A 26054-nucleotide genomic window follows, 5' to 3' on the forward strand; every position below is an offset into this window, starting at 1 on the left:
GCTCTCGTTCAACCGCTTTGATAATTGGCATCGGATCGGAACTTGCACTCGGCGGTCCTTGGCCAGCGCCGATCCCCGTGAGCTTGGTCGCCGCACTTCGGCAACGACATGAAGATCGAGGCGCCGAACCGATGCCCGGCACGCGGCCGGCAGAAGCCTTTACTGACTCTTTCCGGAATGAGCAGGCATTGCGATCGGCCTCACAGGCGCCTTTGCCGCGCGTTGGCCCGCAAGCTGAAGCCGCTTGTGCTCAAGATGATAGGCATAGAGGAACTGGGCGGCGATGCCAAAGACGACATAGATGGCGCCGACGACGGGGCTCTTGTTGGTCACATAGAGAAGGACCTGGCCGGCCATGGCGAGGATGGTGCCCGCAACGAAGATGTTCAGTGAATGCCGCCCTAGGATCGTCAGCGGATGGCTTGTCGAGCGGCGCAGCAGCGCCGAAATGGCGGGGATGCTGACGATCAGATAGGCGAGCGCCAGAACATGCAGCAGCCGCGGCAGCGACAGGAAGGTCTTGTCGAAACCGGTGACGACGGTCGGCAGGCCGAGCATGGCGAGGTAGTCGCCGAGGATCCATAGCTTGTCGGTCACCCAGATGAAGGACACGAGCACATAGGCGCAGGCAAGTCCGATCAGAACTGGATGGACGGGGATTTGCCCGCCGCGTTTGACATGCATGCAGGCGACGAAGCCGATGACGAAAAGCAGCTGCCAGGATAGCGGATTGAGGAACCAGAAGCCGTCAAGCAGCGTCGTGTGCGGCGCGATATAATAGACACCCGACACCAGCCAGACGCCGGCCGAAATTGCGAGTAGAAGCGGGGGGCTCCTCGCCTCCAGCAGCATGATCACCGGCAGCATGAGAAAGAGGGCGCCGTACATCGGCAGGATATTATTGTAGCCGATCTGGTGTCCGAGCGTCAGCAGCGCGGGAATGCCGCGCGCCGGGTCCATCAGCAGGGCGAGGATGTTTACTTCGCAGAGCAGGCCCTTCTGGTGGAAAATCCATGCGCCGGAGATGAAGAGGACCAGCGTCACGAAGGTCGTGATCATATGCGCCGTATAGAGCGTGAAGGCCCGCTTGATCGCCTTCCATGCCATTTTAATCCGGTGACCGGAAAGAAATCTCGTTCCATAGGCGAGACCGACCGAAATGCCGGAGATTAGCACAAAAGCTTCGGCACCATCGGAGAAGCCGAAATTCTTCGAGGTCAAATCCTCGAAAATCTGCCCCGGCACATGGTTGACGAAGATCATGATCAGAGCCAGGGCTCTGAGAACATCAAGTCGCGTATCCCTCTGCGGGGCCGGCTTCGGCAAACTCATCCGTTGCGCCGCCACCGGGCTCATATCCGCCCTCGAATTCATAAAACTCTCCCGTTCCGACAATCAAATGCAATCGGGGCCAAAGAGTTCCCCCTTTGGCCCCGGTCGTCGAAGCGAAACAGTGCGGAAACGCTACTGTTCGACCGGATAGCCCTCTTCGGGATGGGCGACCACCCTGTCATTGATCGTGACCGAGTATCCCGTCGCATCGGGCGCTTTTGAGACGGAAATACGGTAATTTCCGCTCGGCAGCTCGATATCTGCCGCAAAGCCATCCCAGTTCGAGGGCAATGCCGGCTTGACGAAAAGTCGCCCGTTTTTCACCCGGATACCGAGAATACCTTCGACAGCGACGCGATAGAGCCAGCCGGCAGAGCCCGTATACCAGGTCCAGCCGCCACGGCCAGTCAGTTGTCCTTCGCCGTAAATATCAGCCGCAACCACATAGGGCTCTACACGATAGATGTCGGCCTGATCACGATCGCGTGCATGGTTGATCGGGTTCAGCATGTCGAAGCAATGCCAGGCATCGTCGCCGCGATCCATTTCCGCGAGCGCCATGACCACCCAGGTAGCGGCATGGGTATACTGACCGCCATTTTCGCGCACACCAGGCGGATAGGACTTGATATAGCCCGGATCGCGCGCCGACTTGGAGAAGGGCGGCGTAAACAGCCGGATGATGTGGTTTTCGTCATCGACGAGCTTGTCGAGAACGGCATCCATCGCCTTCTCACCGCGCGCCCTATCGCCTTCGCCAGAGAGAATGTTCCAGGACTGCGCGATCGAATCGATCTGGCACTCGAAATTCTCGCTGGAACCGAGCGGGCTGCCGTCGTCGAAATAGCCGCGGCGATAATGGCCGCCGTCCCAGCCTGCCGATTCGAGCGCCTTGCGCAATTCCGGCAGATGGTCGGACCAGCGCTTGACGCGCTCCTTGTCGCCGCGTGCTTCGGCATAGGGCAGGAAGGCAGTCAGCATGCCGGCCAGGAACCAGCCGAGCCAGACGCTTTCGCCGCGGCCCTGGATGCCGACGCGGTTCATCCCGTCGTTCCAGTCGCCGCCGAGAATCAGCGGCAGGCCGTTGCCTCCCTTGCGCTTGATCGCGAGATCGAGCGCCAAGGCCGCATGTTCGTAGACGCTGACTTTGTCCTGCGACACGGTCGGCTGATAGAAGACGTCATGCGTGCCGGGCATCAGCGCGGCACCCTCGACGAAGGCAAGTTCCTCGTCGAGGAGCGACTTGTCGCCCGTCACGGTGCAGTACTGATCGATAGCATAGGCAAGCCAGACGACATCGTCGGAAATATGCGTGCGCACGCCGGCGCCGCTGCCGGGCAGCCACCAATGCTGCACGTCGCCCTCGCGGAACTGACGCTGGGCAGCATTGAGGATCTGGTTGCGGGCAAGCTCCGGCTTGTGCACCAGGAATGCCAGCGTATCCTGCAGCTGGTCGCGGAAGCCGAAGGCACCCGACGACTGGTAGAAGGCGGTGCGCGCCATGATGCGGCAGCCAAGGCTCTGATAGGGCAGCCAGGCGTTGATCATGTTGTTCATCGCCTTGTCCGGCGTCGAGATCTTCACATGGCCGGTAAAGCCGTTCCAGAACTCGCGGCCTGCCGCAAGCACGGCCTCGAAATCGGCCTGGCGGACTTCCGAAACCAGCGCGCGGGCTTCTTCGACGGTTGCCGTATCACCCATGTAGAAGCAGATTTCCTTCTGCTCGCCGGCAGCGATCGTCACATCGAAGGCCAGAGCGCCGCAGGGATCGCCATCGAGATCGGTCGAGTTGGAGAGCGCCGCAGCCGTCACGACGGCTTCCGGCATTTGGATCGTGCCATGGCGGCCGATGAACTCGCGGCGGCTTGCCGAGAAGCTCGAATGCGTCTCGCTTGCTGCCATGAAAGCAGTCCGCTTGAAGTAGTCGATGCTGTAGGGGTTGTTGGCAAACAGAGCACCCGTCTCCTCATCCAGGGTCGACAGGATGAAGGGCCTGGTTTTGTTCTGATTGGTGCCAAGCACCCATTCCGCATAATTATAAATCCGCAGCCGCCGGCTGCCGGCACCGTTGTTGCGGAGGCGCAGGCGGAAGAGCTTGACCGGGCGCTCGCGATCGACCGTCTGCGTCAGTTCCAGCGCCACGCCATCCTCTTCACTCGAGAAGATCGAGTAGCCGAGGCCATGACGGGCCTCGAAACGGACCTTCGCATTGCGCGACAGGCCGGCATAAGGGGTCATGACCTTGCTGCTGTCGAGATCGGCGACATAAAGCGCCTCGCCCGGACGGTTGATGACCATGTCGTTGGTCCATGGCGTCAGCTGATAGTCGCGCGAATTGTGGCTCCAGGTGAAGCCACCGCCTTCGGCGGGCACATGGAAGCCGAAGCGCTCGTTCGAGATGACGTTGATCCACGGATGCGGCGTCGACTGCCCACCCGGCAGGCGCACGACATATTCGCGGCCGTCCTTGGAGAAGCCGCCGTAGCCGTTCCAGAAATCAAGATCGTCCTGCGCCTCGATGGGTTCGGCCGCAAAGACGGAGTCCTGCAGCGCGACCGGCACGGAGAGACGATTGACCGGCGTGGTTTCATCGGACTGCTTGGAGGCAAAGAGCGTCGCGGCGCGCGCGATCTGATCGACCAGCTTGCCGTTGCGGGCATGGAAGATCACCCGCGATGCTGCAAGAATCTCCTGATAGGTCTCGTTTTCGATCTGGTCCTTGCGCACCGAGAAGATGTTCTGGCGCAGGCCGTCGCCCTGATTGTGGCGGACGTGCTCGACGAACTTGTCGAGTTCGCGCTGCATATCCTGCGCGTGCTCGACAGCGCGCTCGTTGACGATGACCAGATCGGCGTTGATGCCGCGCGATCGCAGATATTCGGCCGCCATCAGCGCTTCCCTGGCGATTTCGAGGTCGATATCGTCGTTGATGCGCAGGGTGAAGATCGGGAAATCGCCCGAGATCGTCACCGGCCACAGTGCCGACTGGGAATGCAGGCCGGCCTGCACGGTGGCGCCGTCGGCGCGCAGGTGCATATCCGGGTAGACCAGATAGCGGGCGAGCTTCTGGAAGGCGGCCGCTTGCTGCGAGGTGACGCCGACATGGCGCATCTGCATCTGCGTGCGCGTCCACGCCTGTGTCAGCTCAATACCGAAAGTGTCAGGATTGCGATAGCGCTCGACGGCCTTATCGACTTCCTCGCGGTTCGGGGCGGCAATCGTCCAGAAGATGACGCTGACCTTCTTGCCGGCAGGAACGCGCACGACCCGGCGCAGCGACAGGCAGGCATCCATGGTGAAGCCGTCCGTGCCGGAGAGCGTCGCACCGGGGTCGAAGGCTGCGGCTTCCGCAAGCGTGCGGCCGCGGCCGAGGAACTTGCGGCGATCGGTTTCGAATTCCGTCCGGCGCTCCGACCCGGCATTGTCGACGACCAGATGGGCGATCGACATGTCCGGCTCGTTATAGTCGCGCTTGTTGCGCTCGGCGCGGATCACGTCACCGCTGTTGCCGATCTCGGTGCGCACGAACATGCGCGCGAAGACCGGGTGACCGGAATCGACGTCGTCGCTCGCAAGCGCCGGCTCGAGATAGGAGGTCACTTCGATGAAGCGGTCCTCCGCGCCCATGTTGAGCAGCGTCACACGGCGGCCTTCGGCATCATGCTCGGTCGCGACGATGCACTCCACATCGCTGGTGAGATCGCCGACCGTCTTGCTGTATTCGACCTTCTCATCGCTGAAGGCGACCTTGGCTTTCTCTCCTTCGATGCTGCGCGGCTCCGCGGTTGCCGACCACCATTGGCCGGAAGCGGTATCGCGCAGGAAGATGAAGGTGCCCCAACGGTCTTCCGTCGGATCGGCGCGCCAGCGCGAGACCGTCAGGCCGTTCCAGCGTGAGTAGCCGGCGCCGGTCGCGGTCAGCATGACAGAATAATGGCCGTTGGACAGGAAGGCGAGCTCGCGATCCTGCGATGCCGGATCGGCGATCTTGCGAATCTCCGGGCGCAGCATGTCTTCCTGGATATTGGCCGGCTGGTCGCTTTCGTGCTTGGCGGCCATGACCGGAATATCGCGCGGCGCCTTTTCCTGCAGCAGCAGTTCGGCGGCTTCGATCACCGGATCGGCATGGAAGAGTTCGCGCAGGCGGCCGTTGAAGGCGACGTTGGCGATTGCGGCGATCGACATGCCGTGATGGTGGGCATAGTAGTTGTAGACCACCGCGCACTTCTTGCCTTCGGGAACGCGGGTCGGTGTGAAATCGACGGCATCATGGAAGCCATAGATGCCGAGCGCGCCGACCTTGCGAAGCTTCTGCAGATTTTCCAATGCAGCAGCGGGGCGATACTGGCTGGCGAGGATCGAAGCATAGGGCGCGATGACGGCGTTCTGGCCGAGACCGCGCTTGAGGCCGAGCGATGGCACACCGAAGTTGGTGTACTGATAGTGCATGTAATGGTCGCGGGCATTGAAGGCCGCCTCCGAAATGCCCCAGGGGATATCGGAGCCAAGGCGCTTGGCGTAGTTCATCTGCTCCTGCACGACCAGATTGTTCGTCTGGTTGAGAATACCGCCCTGGCGCTCCTGCATGACGAGAGGCGGCATCAGATATTCGAACATCGAGCCGGACCAGGAGACCAGCGCACCGCGCGAACCGACGGGTACGACCTGGCGGCCGAGGCGATACCAGTGCTCGGTCGGCAGATCGCCCTTGGCGATGGCGAAAAGACTGGTGAGACGGGCTTCGGAGGCCAGAAGGTCGTAGCAGGCCGCATCGAGCTCGTTGGTTTCGACGCGGAAGCCGATGGAAAGCAGGCGCCGTTCCGGACGATAGAGGAAGGCGTATTCCATGCCGAAGGCGAGTTCACGCATCTGATCGCGCAGCTTCGCCAGCCGCTGGCGCAGCGAATCCACATTGGCGAGATCGAAGATGCTGTCAGCGATATGGCCTTCGCAAACCTTGACCAGCGATTGCGACCAGGTGAGCACTTCGCCGCTCAGTGTCGATTTCACCTCATGGTCGAGGTTTGCGGCAAGCTTCTGGATATCCTGTGCTAGGACCGAAAGGTTGATGACGCGGATCGAGGCGAACTCGTGCTCGCGCTTGACGGCGGCAAGCGCGTTCTGGAAGCCAACAATGCGCTCTTCCAGCCGGCGGCGCAGCGGCCGAACCGTCTTGCGATCATCAGGCAATTCGCCGAGGGTTTCGGCGAGAATGCCCGCGACATCGCCGATACCATCGAGATTGCCCTGCATGTGGGCGGAGGGAGCCTCCGCCCACATGCGGCAGGCGGACGAAACGGCGATCAGATGGCCGGCAAAATTGCCGCTATCAACAGCCGAGACATAGCGCGCGCCCATCGGCTTCAGCGTATCGGTATGATACCAGTTGAACAGGTGGCCGCGGAATTTTTCGAGCTTCGCCACGGTCGCCATGGTCTTTTCCATGCGATCGATGGTTTCCTCGAACGACGTCCAGCCGAAATGACGCGCCGAAATGACCGACAGCAGATAGACGCCGATATTGGTCGGCGACGTGCGTGATGCGACGACCGCATTCGGGGTCTGCTGCACGTTGTCGGGCGGCAGATGGTTCTGCTGTTCGACGACGAAGGTCTCAAAATAGCGCCAGGTGCGCCGCGCGATCTTGCGCAGCTCGAACGAAACGCTTTCCGGTACTTCGAGCCGGTCTTCAGTCTCCGCCGACTGGCTGACATACCAGGCGATTGCCGGCGAGAGGACCCAAAGCAGCGCAAAGGGAATACCGACGAAGAAGGCGTTGTCGCCTGAGAGCGAAGCAAAAGCCAAGGCCAGCAGCGCCAGCACTGGCGCATGCCACATGACGCGGTAATGGCCGAGGATGGTCGTTTGCGCGGCAGCCTGGGCGCTGGCGGCGGTTCGCCATTGCAGCATCAGCTTGCGGCTGACGAAGGCGCGGTAAAGCGAACGGCCGATGGCATCGGCCATGATGCAAGCGGCATCGGCGATGAAGACGATGCGCAGAGCGACCTGCGCGTTGGCGGCACGGATATCCGACCAGACCGTATAGAGATGCGCACGTGCTACGATATCGCTGCTGCGCGGAATGATGCCGTTGATGAGCGAGAGCGTCGGCGCGACGAACAGGCAGAAGATCAGCAGAATCTGCCAGATGAGCGCCGCCAGCGGCTCCATGAAATACCAGCCGAGCACGGAGGCGAAGAACCAGGCGATCGGCGTCAGCGAGCGACGCAGATTGTCCATCATCTTCCAGCGTCCAAGGCCGGTGACGCCACGCTTCGGATTGAAGATATAAGGAAGGAGCTGCCAGTCGCCGCGAGCCCAGCGATGCTGGCGCGAGACCTCGACTTCGTAGCGGATCGGAAAGTCTTCGACCAGTTCGCAGTCGGTGACGAGGGCGCAGCGCGCCATCGAGCCTTCAAGCAAGTCGTGGCTGAGAACGGCGTTTTCGTCGATCTTGCCCTTCAGCGACGCTTCGAAGGCATCGACGTGATAGAGGCCCTTACCGGTGAATGTACCCTCTTCCACCAGATCCTGGTAGACGTCGGACACGGCGAAAACGTAAGGGTCGAGACCGCGATTGACCGAGAAGACGCGCTGGAACACGGACGCATCCTTGCCCGTGGTCAAAGAGGGGGTGACGCGCGGCTGCAGTACGCCGTAGCCGCGCACGACGCGCTTGCTCTCGGGATCGAAAACCGGACGGTTGATCGGGTGGTGCAGCTTGCCGACGAGCTTTGTCACGGTATCGCGCACCAGGCGCGTATCCGAATCGAGCGTCATCACATACTGGACGTCCTTCGGCACGATGTTGGCACCAGGTAGGAAGGTGGTATCGCGGTCGCCGCGCAGCAGCATGTTCAGCTCGTGCAGCTTGCCGCGCTTGCGCTCCCAGCCCATCCATGCGCCTTCGGCCGGATTATAGAGGCGGCGGCGATGCAGCAGGTAGAAGCGCTGAATACCGTCCTCGTCGTAGCGGGCGGCGAGATTGGCGACCTCGCGGCGGGCGTAATCGAGGATTTCCAGATCGCGCTCGCTCTCTTCCTCCTGGCTGTCGGGCCAGTCGCTGAGCAGCGCGTAATAGACTTCCCCGCGCGGATTGGCGAGATAATGGACCTCGAGATTGCGCACGAGTTCGTCGACGCTGTCGCGATTGCCGATCAGCGTCGGCACGACGACCAGCGTACGAGCCTCTTGCGGAATGCCTTCCTTGAATTCGTAGCCGACCAGACGCGCCGGCGTCAGATACATAGTGACGAAGAAATTGAAGAGGCCGGTGGCGCCTTCCGACGCCGGCAGCGAGAACATCAGCAGCAAGAGGATGGTCTCTGCCCAGCCCATGCCGGCATGCAGCATGAAATAGCCGACCACGCCCAGCGCCACGATGGTCAGGAACAGCACCGGGGCTGCAATCGAGAGCCAGTTGAGCTTGCGCCACTGCCGCACGAAGCTGACCGAAAGAGGCACACGGTAGCCGATGGCCTTTTCCAGCTTCTGGGTCTGCTGGCCCATGATGAAATCGCCGATGTTCGGCTCGCGCGATTGCTCGTCACCCGATGCCCTGGCGGCTTCGGTCATCGCCATGGCAACCTGAGCGATTTCCATCTCGGTCTTGTCGGAACGGCGTGCGAGCTTTTCGATACGGCGGCGGTAGCTGTTGCGCGAGCCAGGATCGAGCTTGGCGTAGTCGGTCTCGTCCCAGAGCAGCTTGTCGACAGCGCTGACCTCTTCGACCCAGACGGACCAGTCGGTATCGTCGATCAGGCGCAGGCTCTTGATGATGTTGCCCATCGTCACATTGCCGGATGACAGGCGATTGTGCTCGGCCATCATGACGCTTTCGGCATCGGTGCCGGCCTCTGCAAGCCGCTTCTCAAGCCAGGTCACGGCGAGGCCCGACCTATGCGAGCCGTCGCGCAGGCGGTAGAGGAACTGCGTGGCGAAGGTATTGTCCGAAGTATAGGGCTCGAGCGTCTTCAGGAACTCGGCGATCTTCGCGTCGTCGTTAAGACGGATCAGCTCATCGACCGCCGCATTCGCCTTCTTGCGGGTAATGCGGCTCTGCTCGACACGGCTCGAAATGCGGCGCAGGTTTTCGACCAGGATATAGCGTACCAGCGAAGGAACGGCCCAAAGCTCGCCGATCTTCAGCATCTCCACCGACTGGAAACCTTCCACGAGCGCCAGCAGACCCTGATTGGATACCGTGCTGTGGGTATGGGCGACATAGAGCCAGGCGAGCGCCATCGCGCGCGGCATTACCATGCCGTCGATGGTGATCGTCTGCAGCTGATCGTAGAATTTCTTGGGAAAATCGCGGCGGACTTCCTGAATGGCCTCTTCGATGATGTAATGGTTGTCGAGCAGCCATTCGGCGGCCGGCGTGATCGATTCCCCGGCATCGACATCCGCATTGGCCGAGCGATAGACGCGCAGAATCTCTTTCTCGTTTTCCTTGTGCCGTGCGAAGAAATCGAAGGGCGCAAAGCCCGGCAGCTTGGTTTTCGCGCCGTCGCGGGCAAAGGCGGCCCCGCATTCCCTTATCTGCTCACTGGAGAAATAGGTGGCGCGGATCGCATCGTTATGATCGATCTGCTTGGCTTCAGAATCGCGCGGCGTAACGGTGAAGAGATTTTGAGATGTCATGGATTCGGGTTCTGGGTCCAAACAGAGTGAGTGGCATTGTCGCCTTTATCGTCTTTGCTCTGCCCGACACAAGAATTCACGCATTTGGACCCTTTTGCTTCGCTTCCCGGCGCGCGAAGGGGGTGAATTCGAAATGAAGGCTTAGAACAAACAAACAGAGGCGAAGATTTTCACGGAGCCGTTTTTAAGATCGTGGCGCTTTTTTTGCCACCATCTCGATTGGGGTGTCCGTGAAGCCGGATACGCGGCCAAATGATTCCGGCAGCGATCCGCACACGTCAGCGACAATCGATCAAGGTCATGAGGCATTCTCCTTGGGCTGATTCATCCAGTTTCGGAAATTCAGCATGGTTCGGCATATTGAAACCTCAATATCCCGCAGAAGATGAACTTAAACTGAACCCCCTCAAAAGATTCGCAAATTCCGCGTCAGAAAACTTGGCGTATCGAAGCCGCGCAGAATTGAGCGGCATACTAGCTGCCAGTGGCCATCCCGCCAAGCCGCGCCCCGTCTTCCCTGTCATGGCGGCGGAGCGATCCGCCTACATTCCTGAATGAGGGTAATAGTATGGAACCCTCTGGGCCGCCGAATGAAGACGCAACACTCGCTAATGCGAGCGTCCTTTCCTTGGGAGAAGTTTACTGTCTTCACGCGGCATATTCTATCGGCCGGGCAAATTTTCTTTGCCCGACGGAATGATGCCAGTGAAGGGAGACTGGAAGCTGCATAAGGGGGGAAAGCGGCCCATCTTGATCGGCCGATCCACAAGCTTCCCAAATTTCAAGAGATGGGCCGCATGGGCCTCAAATGAGCGGCAAAACCAAGCCGCCACCCGGTAAAACGTCGCCTTAGACGACGATGCCGCAAACAATTGCCGCGACGAAGAGGAACGCAGCCGAAAACAGGGCGACGTGAATCGCCGTTTGAATCTTTTGCCGCGTGTTCGCGACGCGCTTGGAACCATCGAACTGATTCACATGCGTATTCGAAATACCCAAATTCGCCATGTGTTGCCTCCGTTCGTTCTTATATGTTTTCCGGGCCACGCCCAGGACGAACATTCATACATTTCCTATCAAATAGGTAGAGATGAATTTCCGTCCAGGATACCAGCCGAGAAAAATTAAACCATTCACTGTGGCCCGAAAAATCGGCAACGCCTATTCAGCAAAGAACGCGGCGGGCCCAAATCAAGCTGCGCTCGATGGCGCTGGTATCGACCGCCTGCTCTTCGGCAGGTCCAGTCTGGCGGCTGCTGCTTTCTTCACGAAGAGCGGCGGACCGTACACCTTCCTGCTTCGCCGGGACTGGCGGATGAAGATAGCCCATGGTCATGCCACCCATGAAAAACATGCCTGCCTCCACTTAACGTCTGACCCCCTCATCGGGATCACGAAAGTTAACTGCCATTAACGAGATCATGACAGAATTGCGGCAGGTGTCAATAGTCTATACGATTGGTCGTGTTTAAGCGCAGCATTCGTTAACGTGCGGCAGGGTGAGGCTGCCGCCTGCCAAGAGCAATACCAGCAAAAGTGCGAAGCGGTTTTGCGTCCGGAATTGCGTAGAATAGGGAGATAGAGCCGTCCGCTAATCGAAGAAGAGCGGAAAAGTTCTAGCCCCGAACGAACCCCTTGCTGGCGACCATCAGATTGCGCGTATAGTCTTCCTTGACATCGCCCGCTGCCAGCTCCTGCGCCGTCAGCCTCTCGACGACCGCACCATTGCGCATGACGGCCAGCCGTTCGCACATATGGGTGACGACGCCGAGATCGTGGCTTACCATGACGAATGTCAGATTGCGGTCCCTGCGCACCTGTTCGAGCAAATTCAGCACCTCGGCCTGCACGGAGGCATCGAGGGCCGAGGTCGGCTCGTCGAGCAGCAGGATCGACGGCTCCACGATCAGCGCGCGGGCAATGGCGACGCGCTGGCGCTGGCCGCCGGAGAGCTGGTGCGGATACCGGAAGCGGAAGCCCTTTCCGAGGCCGACTTCGTCCAGCGCTCTCGCGATACGCATTTCCGTGTCGCCGATCCCATGAATCGACAGAGGCTCCAGCAGCAGGCGGTCGATCGTCTGGCGTGGATGCAAGGAGCCGTAAGGGTCCTGAAACACCATCTGCACCTGGCGATAGAAATTCTTGCTGCGCCTGGCGCCCTTCAGCTGCTCGCCGCCGACGCGGATCGTCCCGTCGGTCACGGGCGCAAGACCGGCGACAGCGCGCAGCAATGTCGACTTTCCGGAACCGGACTCGCCGACCAGGCCGAAGGATTCGCCCTTGTTGACCTCGACGCCGACGGCATCGAGGGCGTAATAGCCATCATAGACGACGCTGAGACCATCAACCGCAAGTGCCGCCGTCATGCCGCCCACTCCGGCTTGCGGTCGAGCACCGGCAGCGGATGCCTGTTTTCACCGATGACGGGCATGCAGTTCAGCAGGCCGCGCGTATAGGGATGCTGCGCATTGTTCAATTCGGAAGCCTTGAGTTCTTCCACCACCTTACCCGCATACATGACGATCACGCGGTCGCAGAAGGACGAGACCAGCCGCAAGTCGTGCGACACAAAAATCAGCCCCATGCCACGCTCGGAGACGAGCTTGTCCATGATCTTCAGCACATCGAGCTGGACGGTGACGTCGAGCGCGGAGGTCGGCTCGTCGGCGATCAGCAGCTCCGGGCCGGCGATCAGCATCATGGCGATCATCACGCGCTGGCCCATGCCACCGGAGACCTCGTGCGGATGCAGGTCGTAAACACGGCCGGGTTCACGGATCTGCACCGCTTCGAGCATGGCAAGAGCGCGGTCGCGCGCTTCGGCTTTGCTCACCTTTTCATGCGTGCGCAGCGTCTCGGTGATCTGCTTGCCGATGGTCATGACCGGATCGAGCGAATATTTCGGATCCTGCAGCACCATGGCGATGCGCTTGCCGCGCAGCGACCGGCGCTCTTTGGCCGAGATCGACAGGAGGTCGGTGCCGCTGAAGTTCAGCCTGTCAGCCGTGACGATACCATGCGGCGGTGTCAGCCCCATGATGGCTCGGCCCGTCTGCGATTTGCCGGAGCCGCTCTCGCCGACGATGCCGAGCCGTTCGCGGCCGAGCGTGAACGACACGCCGCGCACGGCATCGATGACGCCCGTGCGCGTCGGATAGCGAACCCTCAGGTTCTCCACGGTCAAAAGTGTCGTCATTGCCCGCTCTCCTTCGGATCGAGCGCATCGCGCAGGCCGTCGCCGAGCAGATTGAAGCCGAGGCTGACAATGAGGATCGCGATACCGGGCATAGCCGCCACCCACCATTGATCGAGATAGTATTTGAAGCCGCTTGCGATCATCACGCCCCACTCGGGCAGCGGCGGCTGCGCACCAAGGCCAAGGAAACCGAGGCCGGCAGCCGTCAGGATGACGCCGGCCATGTCGAGGGTGACGCGGACGATCACCGAGGAGATGCAGAGCGGCATGACATGGCGGAAGATGATGCGCAACGGCGAGGCACCCATGAGCTGCACGGCGGCGATATAATCCGAACGCCGCACTGTCATCGTTTCGGCGCGCGCCAGACGGGCATAGGGCGGCCAGGAGGTGATGGCGATCGCGATGACCGCATTCTCGATGCCCGCGCCCAGCGCACCCGCAAAGGCAAGCGCCAGCACCAGTTTTGGGAAGGCGAGGAAGATATCGGTGATGCGCATCAGGATCACATCGACCCAGCCGCCAAGATAGCCCGACACCATGCCGATGATCAGCCCGATCGGCGCCGAGATGATCGCGACCAGAACAACGATATAGAGCGTCCAGCGCGAACCGTAGATGAGGCGCGAGAGGATGTCGCGCCCGAGATCGTCGGTGCCGAGAAGATAACCCGGCGTACCGGGAGGCTTCAGATAGGCATTGGTCAGGTCGCCTATGACGGGCGAATGCGGGGCGATGACATCGGCAAATGCTGCGACCAGCACGAGCGCGATGATAATGAGCAACCCGATCACAGCCAGGCGATTGGCGGAAAACTGCCGCCAGGTGACGTAGGCGCGCCCGAGTCTCGCCTGCCGGCGCGACTGTGGCCGGTCGGAGAGCAGCCAGTCCCTCAGGCTGGGTTGGGTGGTCTCGACTGTCATTTACGTCGGGTCCTTGGGTCGAGCGTTCGATAGAGAAGGTCGGAAATGAGATTGATGCCGATGAAAACCGTGCCGATGACGATAGTGCCGCCGAGAACGGCATTCATGTCGGCATTGCGCAGCGAGCTGGTGATGTAGAAGCCGATGCCCGGCCACGAGAAAACGATCTCCGTCAGCACGGACCCCTCGAGCAGCCCGGCATAGGAGAGCGCGATCACCGTGATCAGCGGCACGGCGGCGCTGCGCAGGGCATGCCCCCAGATCACCCGCGTTTCGGAAAGACCCTTGGCGCGGGCCGCCACAATATATTCCTGGCCCAGCTCGTTCAGCATGAAGCTGCGGGTCATCCGGCTGATATACGCAAGCGAGAAATAACCGAGCAGCGACGCCGGCAGGATGATGTGGCGGAAGACGTCCCAAAAGACGTCCCATTGCCCCTGCAGCGCACTGTCGAGCAGGAAGAAGCCTGTGACCGGCGTGAAAGTATATTCATAGGCGATGTCGATGCGGCCGGGATAAGCCACCCAGTTCAGCTTCGCATAGAAGATGACGAGGGAAACCATGGCCAACCAGAAGACCGGCACCGAATAGCCGACGAGGCCGATCACGCGCACGATCTGGTCGATGATACTGTTGCGGCGCACGGCGGCAAGCACGCCGAAGGGAACCCCGAATACGGCGCCGATGATCGTGCCGACCGTCGCAAGCTCCATCGTTGCGGGAAAGACGCGCCTGATGTCATCCATAACCGGATTGGTCGTCAGCACCGACGTGCCGAAATCGCCGCTCAGAGCGCTCACGAGATAGTAATAGAACTGCAGATAGAGCGGCTGATCGAGATGCATCTCGCGCCGCAAACGCTCCAATATCTGCTGCGGCGCGTGATCGCCGGCAATCGCCAGCGCCGGATCGATCGGTATGACGCGCCCGATGAAGAAGGTGACGGCAAGTAGGCCGAGATAGGTGGTGACGGCCACGACCAGAAATCGCAGCAGCCCCATGAAGAATGGAGCGGCACGGCCCTTTTGGGGCCGCACCTGCATTTTTCGTTCGACGGTGCTCAAAGACCTAGTCCTGCCGGATCATTACTTGGAGATCGGCCAGACGAAGTTGTTGTCGAAGCTCGGACCGAGCTTGAAGTCCTTCACGTCCTTGCGATAGCCGGCGACTTCCGTCTGCTGAAAGAGGATAGTGAACGGGCTTGCTTCCAGGAATTTCTTCTGGATGTCCTGATACATCGCGCCGCGCTTGGCCGCATCGCCTTCGAAGAGAGCCGCTTTGGCCAGCTTCTCCAGCTCCGGCGCCGTCCAGGTGTTGCGCCAGACGAGCGTCTTGTTGCTGCTGGTATCCGAGTTGTCGTCGTTGGTGGTGAAGGTATCGGCGTTGGAATGGGGGTCCCAATAATCCGGACCCCAGTTGCCGAAGTAGATATCGTGATTGCGGGCACGATACTTCGTCAGCTTCTGTTTGCCGTCGCCGGGGATGATCTCCACCTTGATGCCGGCCTGGCCGAGCGTCTGCTGGATCGCGGTGGCGATGCTCGTATCCGGCTCGATGCTGCGCACGTCCATGGTGATCGAGAAGCCGTTGGGTAGGCCCGCCTTGGCTAGCAATTCCTTGGCCTTGGCGACGTCGAGCTTGAACGGGTTTTCATCCAGCGAGCCGAGCATGCCCTTCGGTTCGAAGGTCTGATGGATTTCGCCGATGCCCTTGATCAGCGTCTTGCCGATAGCATCGTAATCGACCAGCCATTTGAACGCCTGCTGCACTTCCGGCTTGGCAAGGTTCGCATTCTTCTGGTTGAGGCTCATATAGTAGATCGTACCCTTGGGCGCGCTGGTCGAAGCGAGCTGGGTGTTTTTCTCGACAGCCTGAAGATCGGTCGGCGAAAGGTTGCGGGCGATATCGATGTCGCCGTTTTCAAGCGCCAGGCGCTGCGCCGAGCTTTCCTTCATAAAGCGGTATATGACGCGGTTCAGCTTCGCCTTTTCGCCGTAGTAGTTGTCATTTCGCTCAAGCACGACCGCCTCGTTGGCGCGCCATTCACGCAGCTTGAACGGACCGGAACCGGCAAAGCCGGTCTTCAGCCAGCTGTTGCCGAAGTCGTTGTCGTATTTGTAGTCGGCAGTCGGCGTTGCCGGCTTCACGTGCTGCAGAACCAGCTTCTTGTCGACCACTTCGGCAACGGTTGCCGTCAGGCAATTCAGCACGAAGCTCGGCGCATAGGGCTTGTCGACGGTAAAGGTGAAGGTGTTCGCATCGGTCGCCTTGGCCTTCTCCGTCACATTGTCGCCGGTAAGGCCGAACTGGGTGAGAATGAAGGCGGGGCTCTTATTGAGCTTGACGACGCGCTCGAAAGACCATGCGACATCTTCTGCGGTGATCGGATTGCCGGAAGCGAACTTCAGGCCAGGCTTCAGCTTGAACGTGTAGGTCAAATGATCGTCGGAAACCGACCAGCTCTCGGCGAGATCGCCCTTGATCTTGGACGTATCGTTGATATCGAGACGGACGAGCAGGCTGTAGGTGTTGCCGGTGATTTCGGCAGCCGACAGTTCATAGGCTTCGGCCGGATCCATGCTGAGAATATCGTCGAAGGCAAAGCCCTCGACCAGCGTGTCCTTTGGCGTCGCAGCGTATGCGTTCGGCGCCGCCACCAGCAGAAGCGAGAGAGCCACGCCGGCAGACAGCGCGCGCAAACCGCGGTTCGTCTTAGTCATCATCATTGTTTTCATTCCCCTTTTTTAAAACTCTACACAATCGGCACACACTTCACCGGCTGCCTTCCTTCCAAGCGGACGCCAGGACGCGAAGCCAGTTCTCCCTGCACAGCTTTACAAGATCGGCCTCACCATAACCAACGTTCCGAAGGGCGGCAATCAGCTTCTGATTGCCTGCAGCATCGCTAATTTCCGCAGGAATCGTGGCGCCATCGAAGTCCGATCCTAGGCCGACGCAGTCGATGCCGACACGGCCGACGAGATAATCGACATGCCGCACCATCGCCTCGAGCGGCGTATCGGCATCCGAGCGCGCATCATCGCGCAGCATCGCCGTCGCATAGTTGAGACCGACGATGCCGCGGCTCTCCTTGATGGCGTCGAGCTGCTTGTCGGTGAGATTGCGCGCCACCGGCGTCAGCGCGTGGGCATTGGAATGGCTGGCGACCAGCGGCTGGTCCGAAGTCTTCGCCACATCCCAGAAGCCCTTTTCGGTGATGTGGGCGAGATCGACGAGAATGCCGAGCCGGTTGCAGGCGCGCACCAGCGCGAAGCCGGCCTCGGTCAGGCCAGGCCCGGTATCCGGCGAACTCGGATAGGCGAAAGGAACGCCGTGGGCAAAAACGTTGTTGCGGCTCCAGACGGGCCCCAGCGAACGCAGGCCGGCGGCATAGAAGGTTTCGAGCGCGACGAGATCGGCATCGATCGCTTCGCAGCCTTCCATATGCATTACGGCCGCGAAAATGCCCCTCTCCATGCAATCGCGGATCTCGGCGGTGGAGCGGCAGAGCTTCCAGGCGCCGGCACGGTCGAGCCGCAGCGCGATCGCCGCCATTTCCAGCGCCACGTCGAGGGAAGGCGCCCGCTCCAGCGGAGCCGCAAGCGGCGTGGCATAGTGGCCGTTGCTATCGGGATCGGCAAAGACGAGATCGCCCGATGGAATATAGATGGCGCAAAGACCGCCTGCCAGGCCGCCGACCCGGGCACGCGGAGCATCGATATGACCGCTGGTCGTTCCATTCCTGAACTCGGCGATCGGATCGGCGCCGTCGCGCGCGTGATGCCAGAGTCTCAAGAGAACGTCGTTGTGACCATCGAATACGGCTTGCATTTTCTATCCCGGGTGAAGCGCTCTAGAGAGAGCGAATGGAAAGCCGCCAGAATAGAAAAGCTGACAGGATTCGCCATACCCAAATGAAAAAAATTTGCATTTGCATGGAATGGCATGGAGAAATGGAAAAGGCGAGGTAAAAACCCCGCCTTGAGAGTATGCTAGAACGCTGATGATGTGTCGGGCATTTCAGCGCTTGGCCCGCTTCTTCTGGCGGTAGACGTCGATGGCAACGGCCGCGACGATGATGAAGCCTTTGGCGATTTCCTGGTAATAGGCATCGACGTTGAGGAAGGTGAAGCCTGAGATCATCACGCCGAGAATAACGGTGCCGATCACGGTGCCGGCGATACGGCCGACACCGCCGGTCAGCGATGTGCCGCCGATAACGGCCGCAGCGATCGCGTCCAGCTCGTAATTGACGCCCATGCCGGCCTGCGCCGTCTGCACGCGGGCGGCGGTGATGATGCCGGCGAGACCCGCGAGAAGTCCGGCAATCGCATAGACCTTGACCAAATGCGTCTCGACATTGATGCCCGATACGCGCGCCGCCTGCACATTGGCGCCAATCGCATAGGTGAACTTGCCGTAGCGCGTGTAGCGCAGCACGATATGGAAGGCGATCGCGATGATGAGGAAGACGACCACCGGCCAAATACCGGAACCAATGAAATTGAACTGATCGGTGAGACCTGAAATCGGCTGACCCTTGGTATAGAGCTTCGACAGGCCGCGGGCCGAGACCATCATGCCGAGCGTCGCGATGAAGGGCGGGATCTTCGTCTTGGTGATCAGCTGGCCGTTGATGTAACCGGCAAGCAGGCCGATCAGCAGGCCGATGCCGATCGGTACGAAGAAGGGCATGTCGGTCAGCGCAGGATAGACTGCCCTCGCCCAGGTCGACGACTGGGCAAAGCTTGCGGCGACCATCGCCGTGAGGCCGACGACCGACCCGGACGAGAGGTCGATACCGCCTGTGATGATGACCTGCGTCACGCCGACCGAGATGATGCCGATAACCGACACCTGCAGGATCATGATCTTCAGGCGCTGCAGGTTCATCAGGAAGCTCTGGCCGACGAAGATCCAGCCGAGGATTTCACAGAGAAGCGCAATGCCGATCAGCACCAGGAAGATGCCGAGTTCGGGCGGCACCCGGCGCCTTCTTGGCCGCGTGACTGCCGGAGCGGCCGCCTCTGCAACTTTGCTAACCATGCTTCAATCCTCCCTTGCGATGATTGGCGGCGTCACTGCGCGGCCAGCTCCATCACCTTCACTTGAGTTGCTTCCGCGCGATCCAGGAATCCGGTGACCCGTCCCTCGTGCATGACCATGATGCGGTCGCTCATGCCGAGCACCTCGGGCATTTCCGAGGAGATCATGATCACGGCGACGCCGTTGCGCGCCATTTCAGTGACGAGACGATGGATCTCCGCCTTAGCGCCGACATCGATGCCGCGGGTCGGCTCGTCCAGGATCAGAATGCGGGGATTGGTGAGCATCCACCGGCCGATCAGCGCCTTCTGCTGATTGCCGCCGGAAAGATTTTCGATCCGTTCGTCGAGGTTAGGCGTCTTGACGCGCAATTTCCTGGCCATTTCCTCGCAGGCCTCTTCGATCGAACCTTCCTGCACGAAGCCACCGCGCACAAATTTGTCGTGCAGAACTGCGACCTGCATGTTCTCGAGCACGCTCAGGATGAGAAGACAACCCGTATCCTTGCGGTCTTCGGTCAGGAAGGCCATGCCGTGGCAGATTGCGGCGGCTGGCGAGGTGATTTCAGTCTTCTTGCCGAAAAGCTCGATCGTGCCGGACGAGGCCGGCGTGACGCCGAAGATGGTCTCGGCGACATTGGACCGGCCCGATCCGACAAGCCCGGCCACACCGAGAATTTCGCCGGCCCGGACGTCGAAGGACACATTGGAGAACACGCCGTCGAGGCTCAGATCCTTAACCGACAGCACGGTTTCGCCGATCGGCACCTCTTCCTTCGGGAACATCTGCGTGATCTCGCGGCCGACCATCATCCGGATGATGTCATCGCGGGTGACGTCGGTCGAAGCGTGCGTGCCGATATATTTACCGTCGCGGAACACCGAAAACTCATCGGCGATCTCGAACAGCTCATTCATCTTGTGAGTGATATAGACGATGCCGATCCCCTGGGCCCGCAGATCGCGGATGATCTGGAAGAGATGCGCCACTTCGCGCTCAGTGAGAGCAGACGTCGGCTCGTCCATGATCAGCACGTCGGAATTATAGGAAACCGCCTTCGCGATTTCGACCATCTGCCGGCTCGCGACGGAAAGCTCGCGGACCTGGATTTCGGGATCGATGGAAATGTTCAGGCGCTGGAAGAGCTCCTCGGTCTTGCGGCTCATCTCCGCATGATCGACGAAACCGAAGCGGTTCTTCGGCTCACGTCGGATCCAGATATTCTCGGCAACCGTCATGAAGGGCATCAGATTTAGTTCCTGATGGATCATGGCAATGCCGTTTTCCAGCGCATCGAGAGGCGATTTCAGCCGGATTTCGACGCCCTTGAGGCGCACTTCGCCCTGATCGGGGATATAGATGCCGGCAAGGATCTTCATCAGGGTCGATTTGCCCGCGCCGTTTTCGCCCATCAGCGCATGCACTGTCCCACGCTTGAGGCGGAAGGAAACGTCATCGAGCGCGAGCACGCCGGGAAATTCCTTGCGGATGCCTTCAGCGCTCAACAGATAGGCGGCATTGGGAACAACGCCGCTGGCGCGCACTGCCGCCATGGTGGATGGGCTCACAACCATTTTTCCCTCCCGGGCAGATCGGATTTCACAGGATGCGGGCTTTCAGGCCCGCATCCGTCGATCATTTTTCGTCCTTAGTTCTTCTTGATGAAGTCCTTGACGTTCGCCGGCGTGACGAGCTGGAAGGGGATGTAGACCTTCTTCTCGACCTTATCGCCCTTTGCCAGCTTGAGTGCGGCATCGACTGCACCCTTGCCCTGGCCGGCGGCATCCTGGAACACAGTGACCTTCAGGTCGCCGGCCTGCATGGCGGCAAGCGCGTCCTGCGTGGCGTCGACGCCGGCAACGACGATCTTGTCGAGCGGCTTGCCGGCGGCCTTCAGCGCCTGGATGGCGCCGATTGCCATTTCATCGTTGTTGGAGATGACGGCATCGAATTCGATGCCGCTGGAGAGCCAGTTGGTCATCAGGTCGGCACCCTGGGTGCGCTGCCAGTTGGCGGTCTGCTCCTGAACGATCTTGATGCCCTTGCACTCGTCGGTCGCCACCACGTCATGGACGTCCTTGGTGCGCATGCGGGCAGCCTGGTTGGAAAGCTCGCCCATCATGATGACGGCCTTGCCCTTGCCACCCAGCAACCGGCAGACTTCTTTGGCTTCCAGCGTACCGGATTCCTGCTCGTTGGAGGCGACGAAAGCCTGCTTGTCCGGAAGGCTGTCGACATTTGCCGGCTCGCGGTTGACGTAGACGAGCGGGATCTTGGCGTCGGCAGCCAGCTTGGAAATCGCAGCCGTCGCGTCGGTATCGACCGGGTTCACGATGATGGCATCGACCTTACTGGCGATGAAGTTCTGGATCTGGCTCTGCTGCTTGGCGATATCGTTCTGCGCGTCTTCGACCTGCAGGGTGACGCCCTTGTCCTTTGCATAATCCTGCATACCGTTGCGCAGGACGGTCAGGAAGTTGTCGTCGAAGAGAGCCATCGACACGCCGATGGTTTGGGCGTGGGCGGCAGTCGACAACAAAAGCGCCATTGCAGAGCCAAGGATAAATTTCTTCATATTTCCCTCCCAGATACGGTGCCCGGCCACACCCCTCCTGAATGCCGGAACCCCCGGTTTCGACCGTGGGGCCTTTATTCAATCGACCGCCACTCCCATGGCAATCATATCGAAAACGGAACAAACAAACCGTAAAATTCCTTACGCGGAATATTCATTCCATTTTTCCATACAAAGGTCAACAGCAAATTCGGAGCCTGAGACTGGGTGCCGGCTACGATGACTTTTCTCGTCTCTGATGCTGTTAGAAATGGCGGCTAAACCCTACATACGGGCGCCGACACCATGGAATGGTTATTCCATCGACATCTGAACGGATGAGAATGTCGGCAAACAACCGGCCGCGCCGCGGCCCAGCATGGAGAAGACGCATGCCCTCGATGTACAGTTTCTCGGTCCCGATCTTTCAGCGCGGTCTGCAAAACCTTTCGGCCTATCTCGACAAGATCGAAGCCCATGCGGCAGAAAAAGGCATTGCGGCGGAGGAACTCGTTTCCGCGCGCCTGATCGACGACATGCTGCCGCTTTCCGGCCAATACCAGAGAGCCTCCGATACGGCGAAGCTCACCATTTCCCGCCTTGCCGGCATCGACGCGCCACGCTTCGAGGACAATGAGGTTACCGTCGCAGACCTGCGCGAACGTCTGAAGAAAACTCAGGATTTCCTGGCAACGATCACTCCGGCAACGATGGAAGGCAGCGACACGCGGGAGGTGACGATCACGCCCGGAGGCAACAGGATCGTCTTCAAGGGCGAGGATTATCTGGCGAAATTCGCGCTGCCGAACTTCTTCTTCCACGTCACCACGGCGCACGACATTCTGCGCAGTCGCGGTCTGCCTGTCGGCAAGATGAACTATCTCGGCGCGCTCGGCTGAAACCACTCAGGGCCGGAGCGAAACCGGCCCGTTCTCCGTCAGTTCCATATAGGCAAGCGTCTGGTCCAGATGCTCCGCCCGAAGAGAGAGCAGCTTTTCGGCATAGGCAAGCCTGACGGCCGCATAGGCGCCGTCATCGGCGACGTTGGAAAGCTCCGCCGGGTCCTTCCCCAGATCGAAAAGCAGCGGCGGTAGCCCGGCGCAATGAACGTATTTGAAATGCTCGTCGCGGAGGACGGCGAGATTGCATGCATTGGACCGCAGGCCGAAATGCCGCTCCGGAATGCCTCCGGCAATATCGCGAAAGTCAAACTCCCAGAAGGCCGCATCGCGCCAGTTTTCCGGTTCGGACGCTGTGAGGAACGGCAGAAGACTTTCACCATCAACATGGTTTGCCGGCGCGATGCCGAGGCGGTCGCATAGGCTTGGAAAAATATCCGCGGCGCTGGTGAAATGCTCTACCTGCCGCCCATGCGTGGCGGGCTGGAAAGGATCGCGAACCACGAGCGGCACATGATAGCTGCCGTCGAAGAAGCCGCCTTTGCCGAGCATCCAATGGTCGCCCATCATCTCGGCATGGTCGGAGGTGAAGACGATGAGCGTATCGTCCCAGGCGTCTGCGTCCTTCAATGCCTGCCAGATCCGGCCAAGCTGCGCATCGACCTCGGCAATCATGCCGTAGTAAATCGCACGGATTGCGGCGAAATCCTCCGCCGCCCACTCATTGATGGAACCTTCACCGCCATAGATGAAGCCACCCTTACCGATCAGCGGCAGGCCGAAGGCAAGCAGCGGATGCGAGGCCATCTCCGTCTCGCGATCGGCGGCGCGGGCGAAAGCCGGACCATCGGCGGCCGAAAACATGCGATTGTAGGGCTCCGGCACCGAGAAAGGCGGGTGCGGCCGCAGGAAGGAGACATGCGCGAACCATGGCTGATCCTGCTCCCCGAGCCAACGGATGAATTCGCCCGCCAGAAAGGCCGTCTGCGTCTCGTCCTTAGAATAGGCAGGTGCTTTGCTGGAAATCTCGCCAGGCTCGGCGCCGACGGGAATATGAATGTCCCGGTTGACGGCATCGGCATGGCCGCGCGACCGCAGCCATGATAGCCATTGTTTCTCATGCTCCGGCAGGAGTTGCCGCGCGGTGAAGCCGGGCAGCACCCCCTCGTAGGTCGTCAGATGCGGATCATGCGGATCGCGGCCGCGCGGATCCGGTGCCGTATCCGTATAGCCGAACAGCGTCGGCTCGTAGCCGGCCCGGCGTGCGGCAAGCGCGACATTATCGAAACGGGCATCCAGCGGCGAACCGTTACGGCAAACGCGATGGTTCATCTGATAGAGGCCGGTATAGAGCGTCGCCCGCGCCGGCGAGCAGGGAGCTGTTCCGGCATAATGCCGCCGGAAGAGTACACCTTCGTTTGCCAGCGCATCGACATTCGGCGTCTTCACGCATTCATGCCCAATGGCGGAAAGGCAATCTCCCCGCCACTGGTCGGCTGAAATCAGCAGAACGTTCGGGCGTTTGCCCCCAACACCAGCGACAGAACGCCGTTCAGTGCTGGTTCGATTTGGCATGCCAATTCCAGGCGGATTGAATGATCTCGGTCAGATCATATTTCGGCGACCAGCCGAGGATATCGCGAGCCTTGTCATTGTTGGCGACAAGCGTCGTCGAATCGCCCTCGCGACGGCCGACATATTCGACCGGGAACGGTCGGTTCGATACAGTCTCGATCGTGCCCAGCAATTCCTTCACCGTCGTACCGGTGCCAGTACCCAGGTTGAGCGCGACGGAATCGCCGCCATCAAGCAGATATTCCACGGCGCGAACATGAGCGTCGGCAAGATCGAGCACATGGATGTAATCGCGAACGCAAGTGCCGTCGCGCGTGTCATAATCGCTGCCGAAGACCTTGAAGCCCTGACGGCGGCCGAGGGCGGCATCGATCGCGAGCGGGATCGCATGGGTTTCCGGCGTATGCCATTCGCCGATGCGCCCCTCGAAATCGGCGCCGGCAGCATTGAAATAGCGCAGAATGACAGAGCGCAGCCCCTTGTACTGGCCATAATCGGCGAGCGCCTGCTCGACGATATATTTCGTGCGGCCATAAGGGTTGATCGGCACTTGCTGGTGGCTCTCGTCGAGCGGCACGCTCTGCGGCAGGCCGTAGGTCGCGCAGGTCGAAGAGAAGACAAAAGCTTTCACACCAGCCGCCTGGGCTGCGGACAGCAGAGTCAGCGTGCCGATGACGTTGTTCTCATAGAAGGAAACGGGATCCTTGACCGACTCGCCAACCTCGATCAGCGCGGCGAAATGCAGGATGGCGGCAGGCTTGTGCTTGGCCAGCACCTCATCGAGGCGCGCCCGATCGCGGATGTCGCCTTCCTCGGCCGGACCCCATTTGACGAATTCGCGATGCCCGTTGGAGAAATTGTCGTAGACGACGGGCTTGAACCCCTTGTTCGCCAGATCCAGACACGTGTGGGAACCGATATATCCGGCTCCGCCGACCACAAGCACCGTTTCTCCTGCCATGACCACCCCTTCTTGACTAACAAGGATTTGCCGCCCCAACGCGGCGGACCAATTCGACCTGACGCGTACACTTAGAGAGCTGTAGCCGACTTGCAAGGCGGGAGAAAGGAGCAAGATTGGTCGTATCGAGGCTAGGCCGAGCCGAAAAGCTAAGCCGGCTTTATCTCAGCCTTGCCGCTATGCATGAGGATTCCGGCAAGCGCCAACACCGGCGGCAGAAAGAAACAAGCCATGCCGACAAACAGGAAAAGGGCGGCCGCCAGCGCACAACCGAAGGCAAAGCCGCCGACCGAGACGCCCATGCGGCGGAGCCGCGCCTTCATCGCCGCCTTTTCTTCCGGCTTAGCACCATGAAGCAGATCGGCGATGTCGATCATGATCTGCGTCGTCGTGCCAGTCATCATGGTCGTCGGTGGCGTCGAGCCGAGATGAATGCGATGTGCCGTTGTCTGGATGGCCATGGCCGCGACAAGCGTCATGCCGATCAGAAGCGGCTGCCAGCCATCTCCATCGCCAAACGGGCCGAAGCGCATGGCGAGAATCGCCGCGAATGCGAGCAGCAACAATTTCAGTGAGAGGATGATCTGCAACGTCGGCAGATTGCGTCGCGAGAGATCACCGCCAATGAGCCGGGCGAGAATGACGACGACGCAGAAAACCGGCAGCGCCAGAAGCTTAGCCAAAGCGCCAGAGGTTCCGAGCGCTAGGGAAGCGCCGAGCGTGACAAAATTGCCCGTGACATGCGCCGTGAACAGGCCGTGTAGGGCAAGAAAGCCGGCGGTGTCGACATAGCCGCCATTGATGCTCAGAAGGGTAGGAAGACTTGGCCTCATCGCTTTCTCGTTCGCTTATCGTCTCCGACCTTATCGCGCCGAATAGCTGCTGATGTCGAGATGCTTGCTTGATACAGCGCCGCCTTCACGGT

General features: G+C 60.3%; 17 protein-coding genes. 1 reads left to right on the top strand and 16 read right to left on the bottom strand.

What is annotated here, in order from left to right:
* Window positions 1–159: 159 nt before the first annotated feature.
* From opgC to C7U61_RS18330, 13 genes are all read right to left on the bottom strand, one after another.
* Window positions 160–1356: an OpgC domain-containing protein gene (gene opgC, locus C7U61_RS18270; RefSeq protein WP_106999538.1), complete on the bottom strand. Its 1197-nt coding sequence runs from the start codon at window positions 1354–1356 to the stop codon at window positions 160–162.
* 108 nt (window positions 1357–1464) lie between these two features.
* Window positions 1465–9975: a glucoamylase family protein gene (locus C7U61_RS18275; RefSeq protein WP_106999477.1), complete on the bottom strand. Its 8511-nt coding sequence runs from the start codon at window positions 9973–9975 to the stop codon at window positions 1465–1467.
* A gap of 849 nt (window positions 9976–10824) precedes the next feature.
* Entirely contained in the window at window positions 10825–11037 is a 213-nt protein-coding gene (locus C7U61_RS18280) for a hypothetical protein (RefSeq protein ID WP_106999478.1), read from the bottom strand.
* Between the two features lie 103 nt (window positions 11038–11140).
* Entirely contained in the window at window positions 11141–11329 is a 189-nt protein-coding gene (locus tag C7U61_RS18285) for a hypothetical protein (protein ID WP_106999479.1), read from the bottom strand.
* A gap of 262 nt (window positions 11330–11591) precedes the next feature.
* A complete protein-coding gene (locus C7U61_RS18290) occupies window positions 11592–12341 on the bottom strand; it encodes an ABC transporter ATP-binding protein (RefSeq protein ID WP_106999480.1) in 750 nt (249 codons plus the stop codon).
* A complete protein-coding gene (locus tag C7U61_RS18295; RefSeq protein ID WP_106999481.1) occupies window positions 12338–13171 on the bottom strand; it encodes an ABC transporter ATP-binding protein in 834 nt (277 codons plus the stop codon). Before C7U61_RS18295 ends, C7U61_RS18290 begins: the two co-directional genes overlap by 4 nt.
* Window positions 13168–14094: an ABC transporter permease gene (locus C7U61_RS18300; RefSeq protein ID WP_106999482.1), complete on the bottom strand. Its 927-nt coding sequence runs from the start codon at window positions 14092–14094 to the stop codon at window positions 13168–13170. The genes C7U61_RS18295 and C7U61_RS18300 overlap by 4 nt, the downstream gene beginning before the upstream one ends.
* On the bottom strand, window positions 14091–15158 hold the full coding sequence (locus C7U61_RS18305; RefSeq protein ID WP_106999483.1) for an ABC transporter permease: 1068 nt from the start codon (window positions 15156–15158) through the stop codon (window positions 14091–14093). The genes C7U61_RS18300 and C7U61_RS18305 overlap by 4 nt, the downstream gene beginning before the upstream one ends.
* Window positions 15159–15179: 21 nt before the next feature.
* Window positions 15180–16820, bottom strand: coding sequence for an ABC transporter substrate-binding protein (locus C7U61_RS18310; RefSeq protein ID WP_106999484.1), 1641 nt, complete (start codon window positions 16818–16820; stop codon window positions 15180–15182).
* 46 nt (window positions 16821–16866) lie between these two features.
* On the bottom strand, window positions 16867–17925 hold the full coding sequence (locus tag C7U61_RS18315; RefSeq protein WP_106999485.1) for a dipeptidase: 1059 nt from the start codon (window positions 17923–17925) through the stop codon (window positions 16867–16869).
* 189 nt (window positions 17926–18114) lie between these two features.
* Window positions 18115–19140: an ABC transporter permease gene (locus C7U61_RS18320; RefSeq protein ID WP_106999486.1), complete on the bottom strand. Its 1026-nt coding sequence runs from the start codon at window positions 19138–19140 to the stop codon at window positions 18115–18117.
* Between the two features lie 32 nt (window positions 19141–19172).
* Window positions 19173–20714, bottom strand: a complete 1542-nt coding sequence (locus C7U61_RS18325) for a sugar ABC transporter ATP-binding protein (RefSeq protein WP_106999487.1) — start codon at window positions 20712–20714, stop codon at window positions 19173–19175.
* A 74-nt stretch (window positions 20715–20788) separates the two neighbouring features.
* On the bottom strand, window positions 20789–21715 hold the full coding sequence (locus C7U61_RS18330) for a sugar ABC transporter substrate-binding protein (protein ID WP_106999488.1): 927 nt from the start codon (window positions 21713–21715) through the stop codon (window positions 20789–20791).
* A gap of 371 nt (window positions 21716–22086) precedes the next feature.
* Between C7U61_RS18330 and C7U61_RS18335 the strand changes: the two genes are divergently transcribed.
* Window positions 22087–22593 carry a DUF1993 domain-containing protein gene (locus C7U61_RS18335; protein WP_106999489.1) on the top strand — a complete coding sequence of 169 codons (507 nt, stop codon included), beginning with the start codon at window positions 22087–22089 and terminating at the stop codon, window positions 22591–22593.
* Window positions 22594–22599: 6 nt separating this feature from the next.
* Here C7U61_RS18335 and C7U61_RS18340 read toward each other — a convergent pair whose 3' ends face one another.
* The 3 genes from C7U61_RS18340 to C7U61_RS18350 all read right to left on the bottom strand — a co-directional run bounded on the left by C7U61_RS18340 (window position 22600) and on the right by C7U61_RS18350 (window position 25962).
* A complete protein-coding gene (locus tag C7U61_RS18340) occupies window positions 22600–24168 on the bottom strand; it encodes an alkaline phosphatase family protein (RefSeq protein WP_106999490.1) in 1569 nt (522 codons plus the stop codon).
* Window positions 24146–25129, bottom strand: a complete 984-nt coding sequence (galE, locus tag C7U61_RS18345) for a UDP-glucose 4-epimerase GalE (protein ID WP_106999491.1) — start codon at window positions 25127–25129, stop codon at window positions 24146–24148. Before galE ends, C7U61_RS18340 begins: the two co-directional genes overlap by 23 nt.
* Window positions 25130–25278: 149 nt before the next feature.
* Window positions 25279–25962: a DUF1275 family protein gene (locus tag C7U61_RS18350; RefSeq protein WP_106999492.1), complete on the bottom strand. Its 684-nt coding sequence runs from the start codon at window positions 25960–25962 to the stop codon at window positions 25279–25281.
* Window positions 25963–26054 lie beyond the last annotated feature (92 nt).

The sequence above is a fragment of the Rhizobium sp. JAB6 genome (assembly GCF_003024605.1).
GTDB lineage: Bacteria > Pseudomonadota > Alphaproteobacteria > Rhizobiales > Rhizobiaceae > Rhizobium.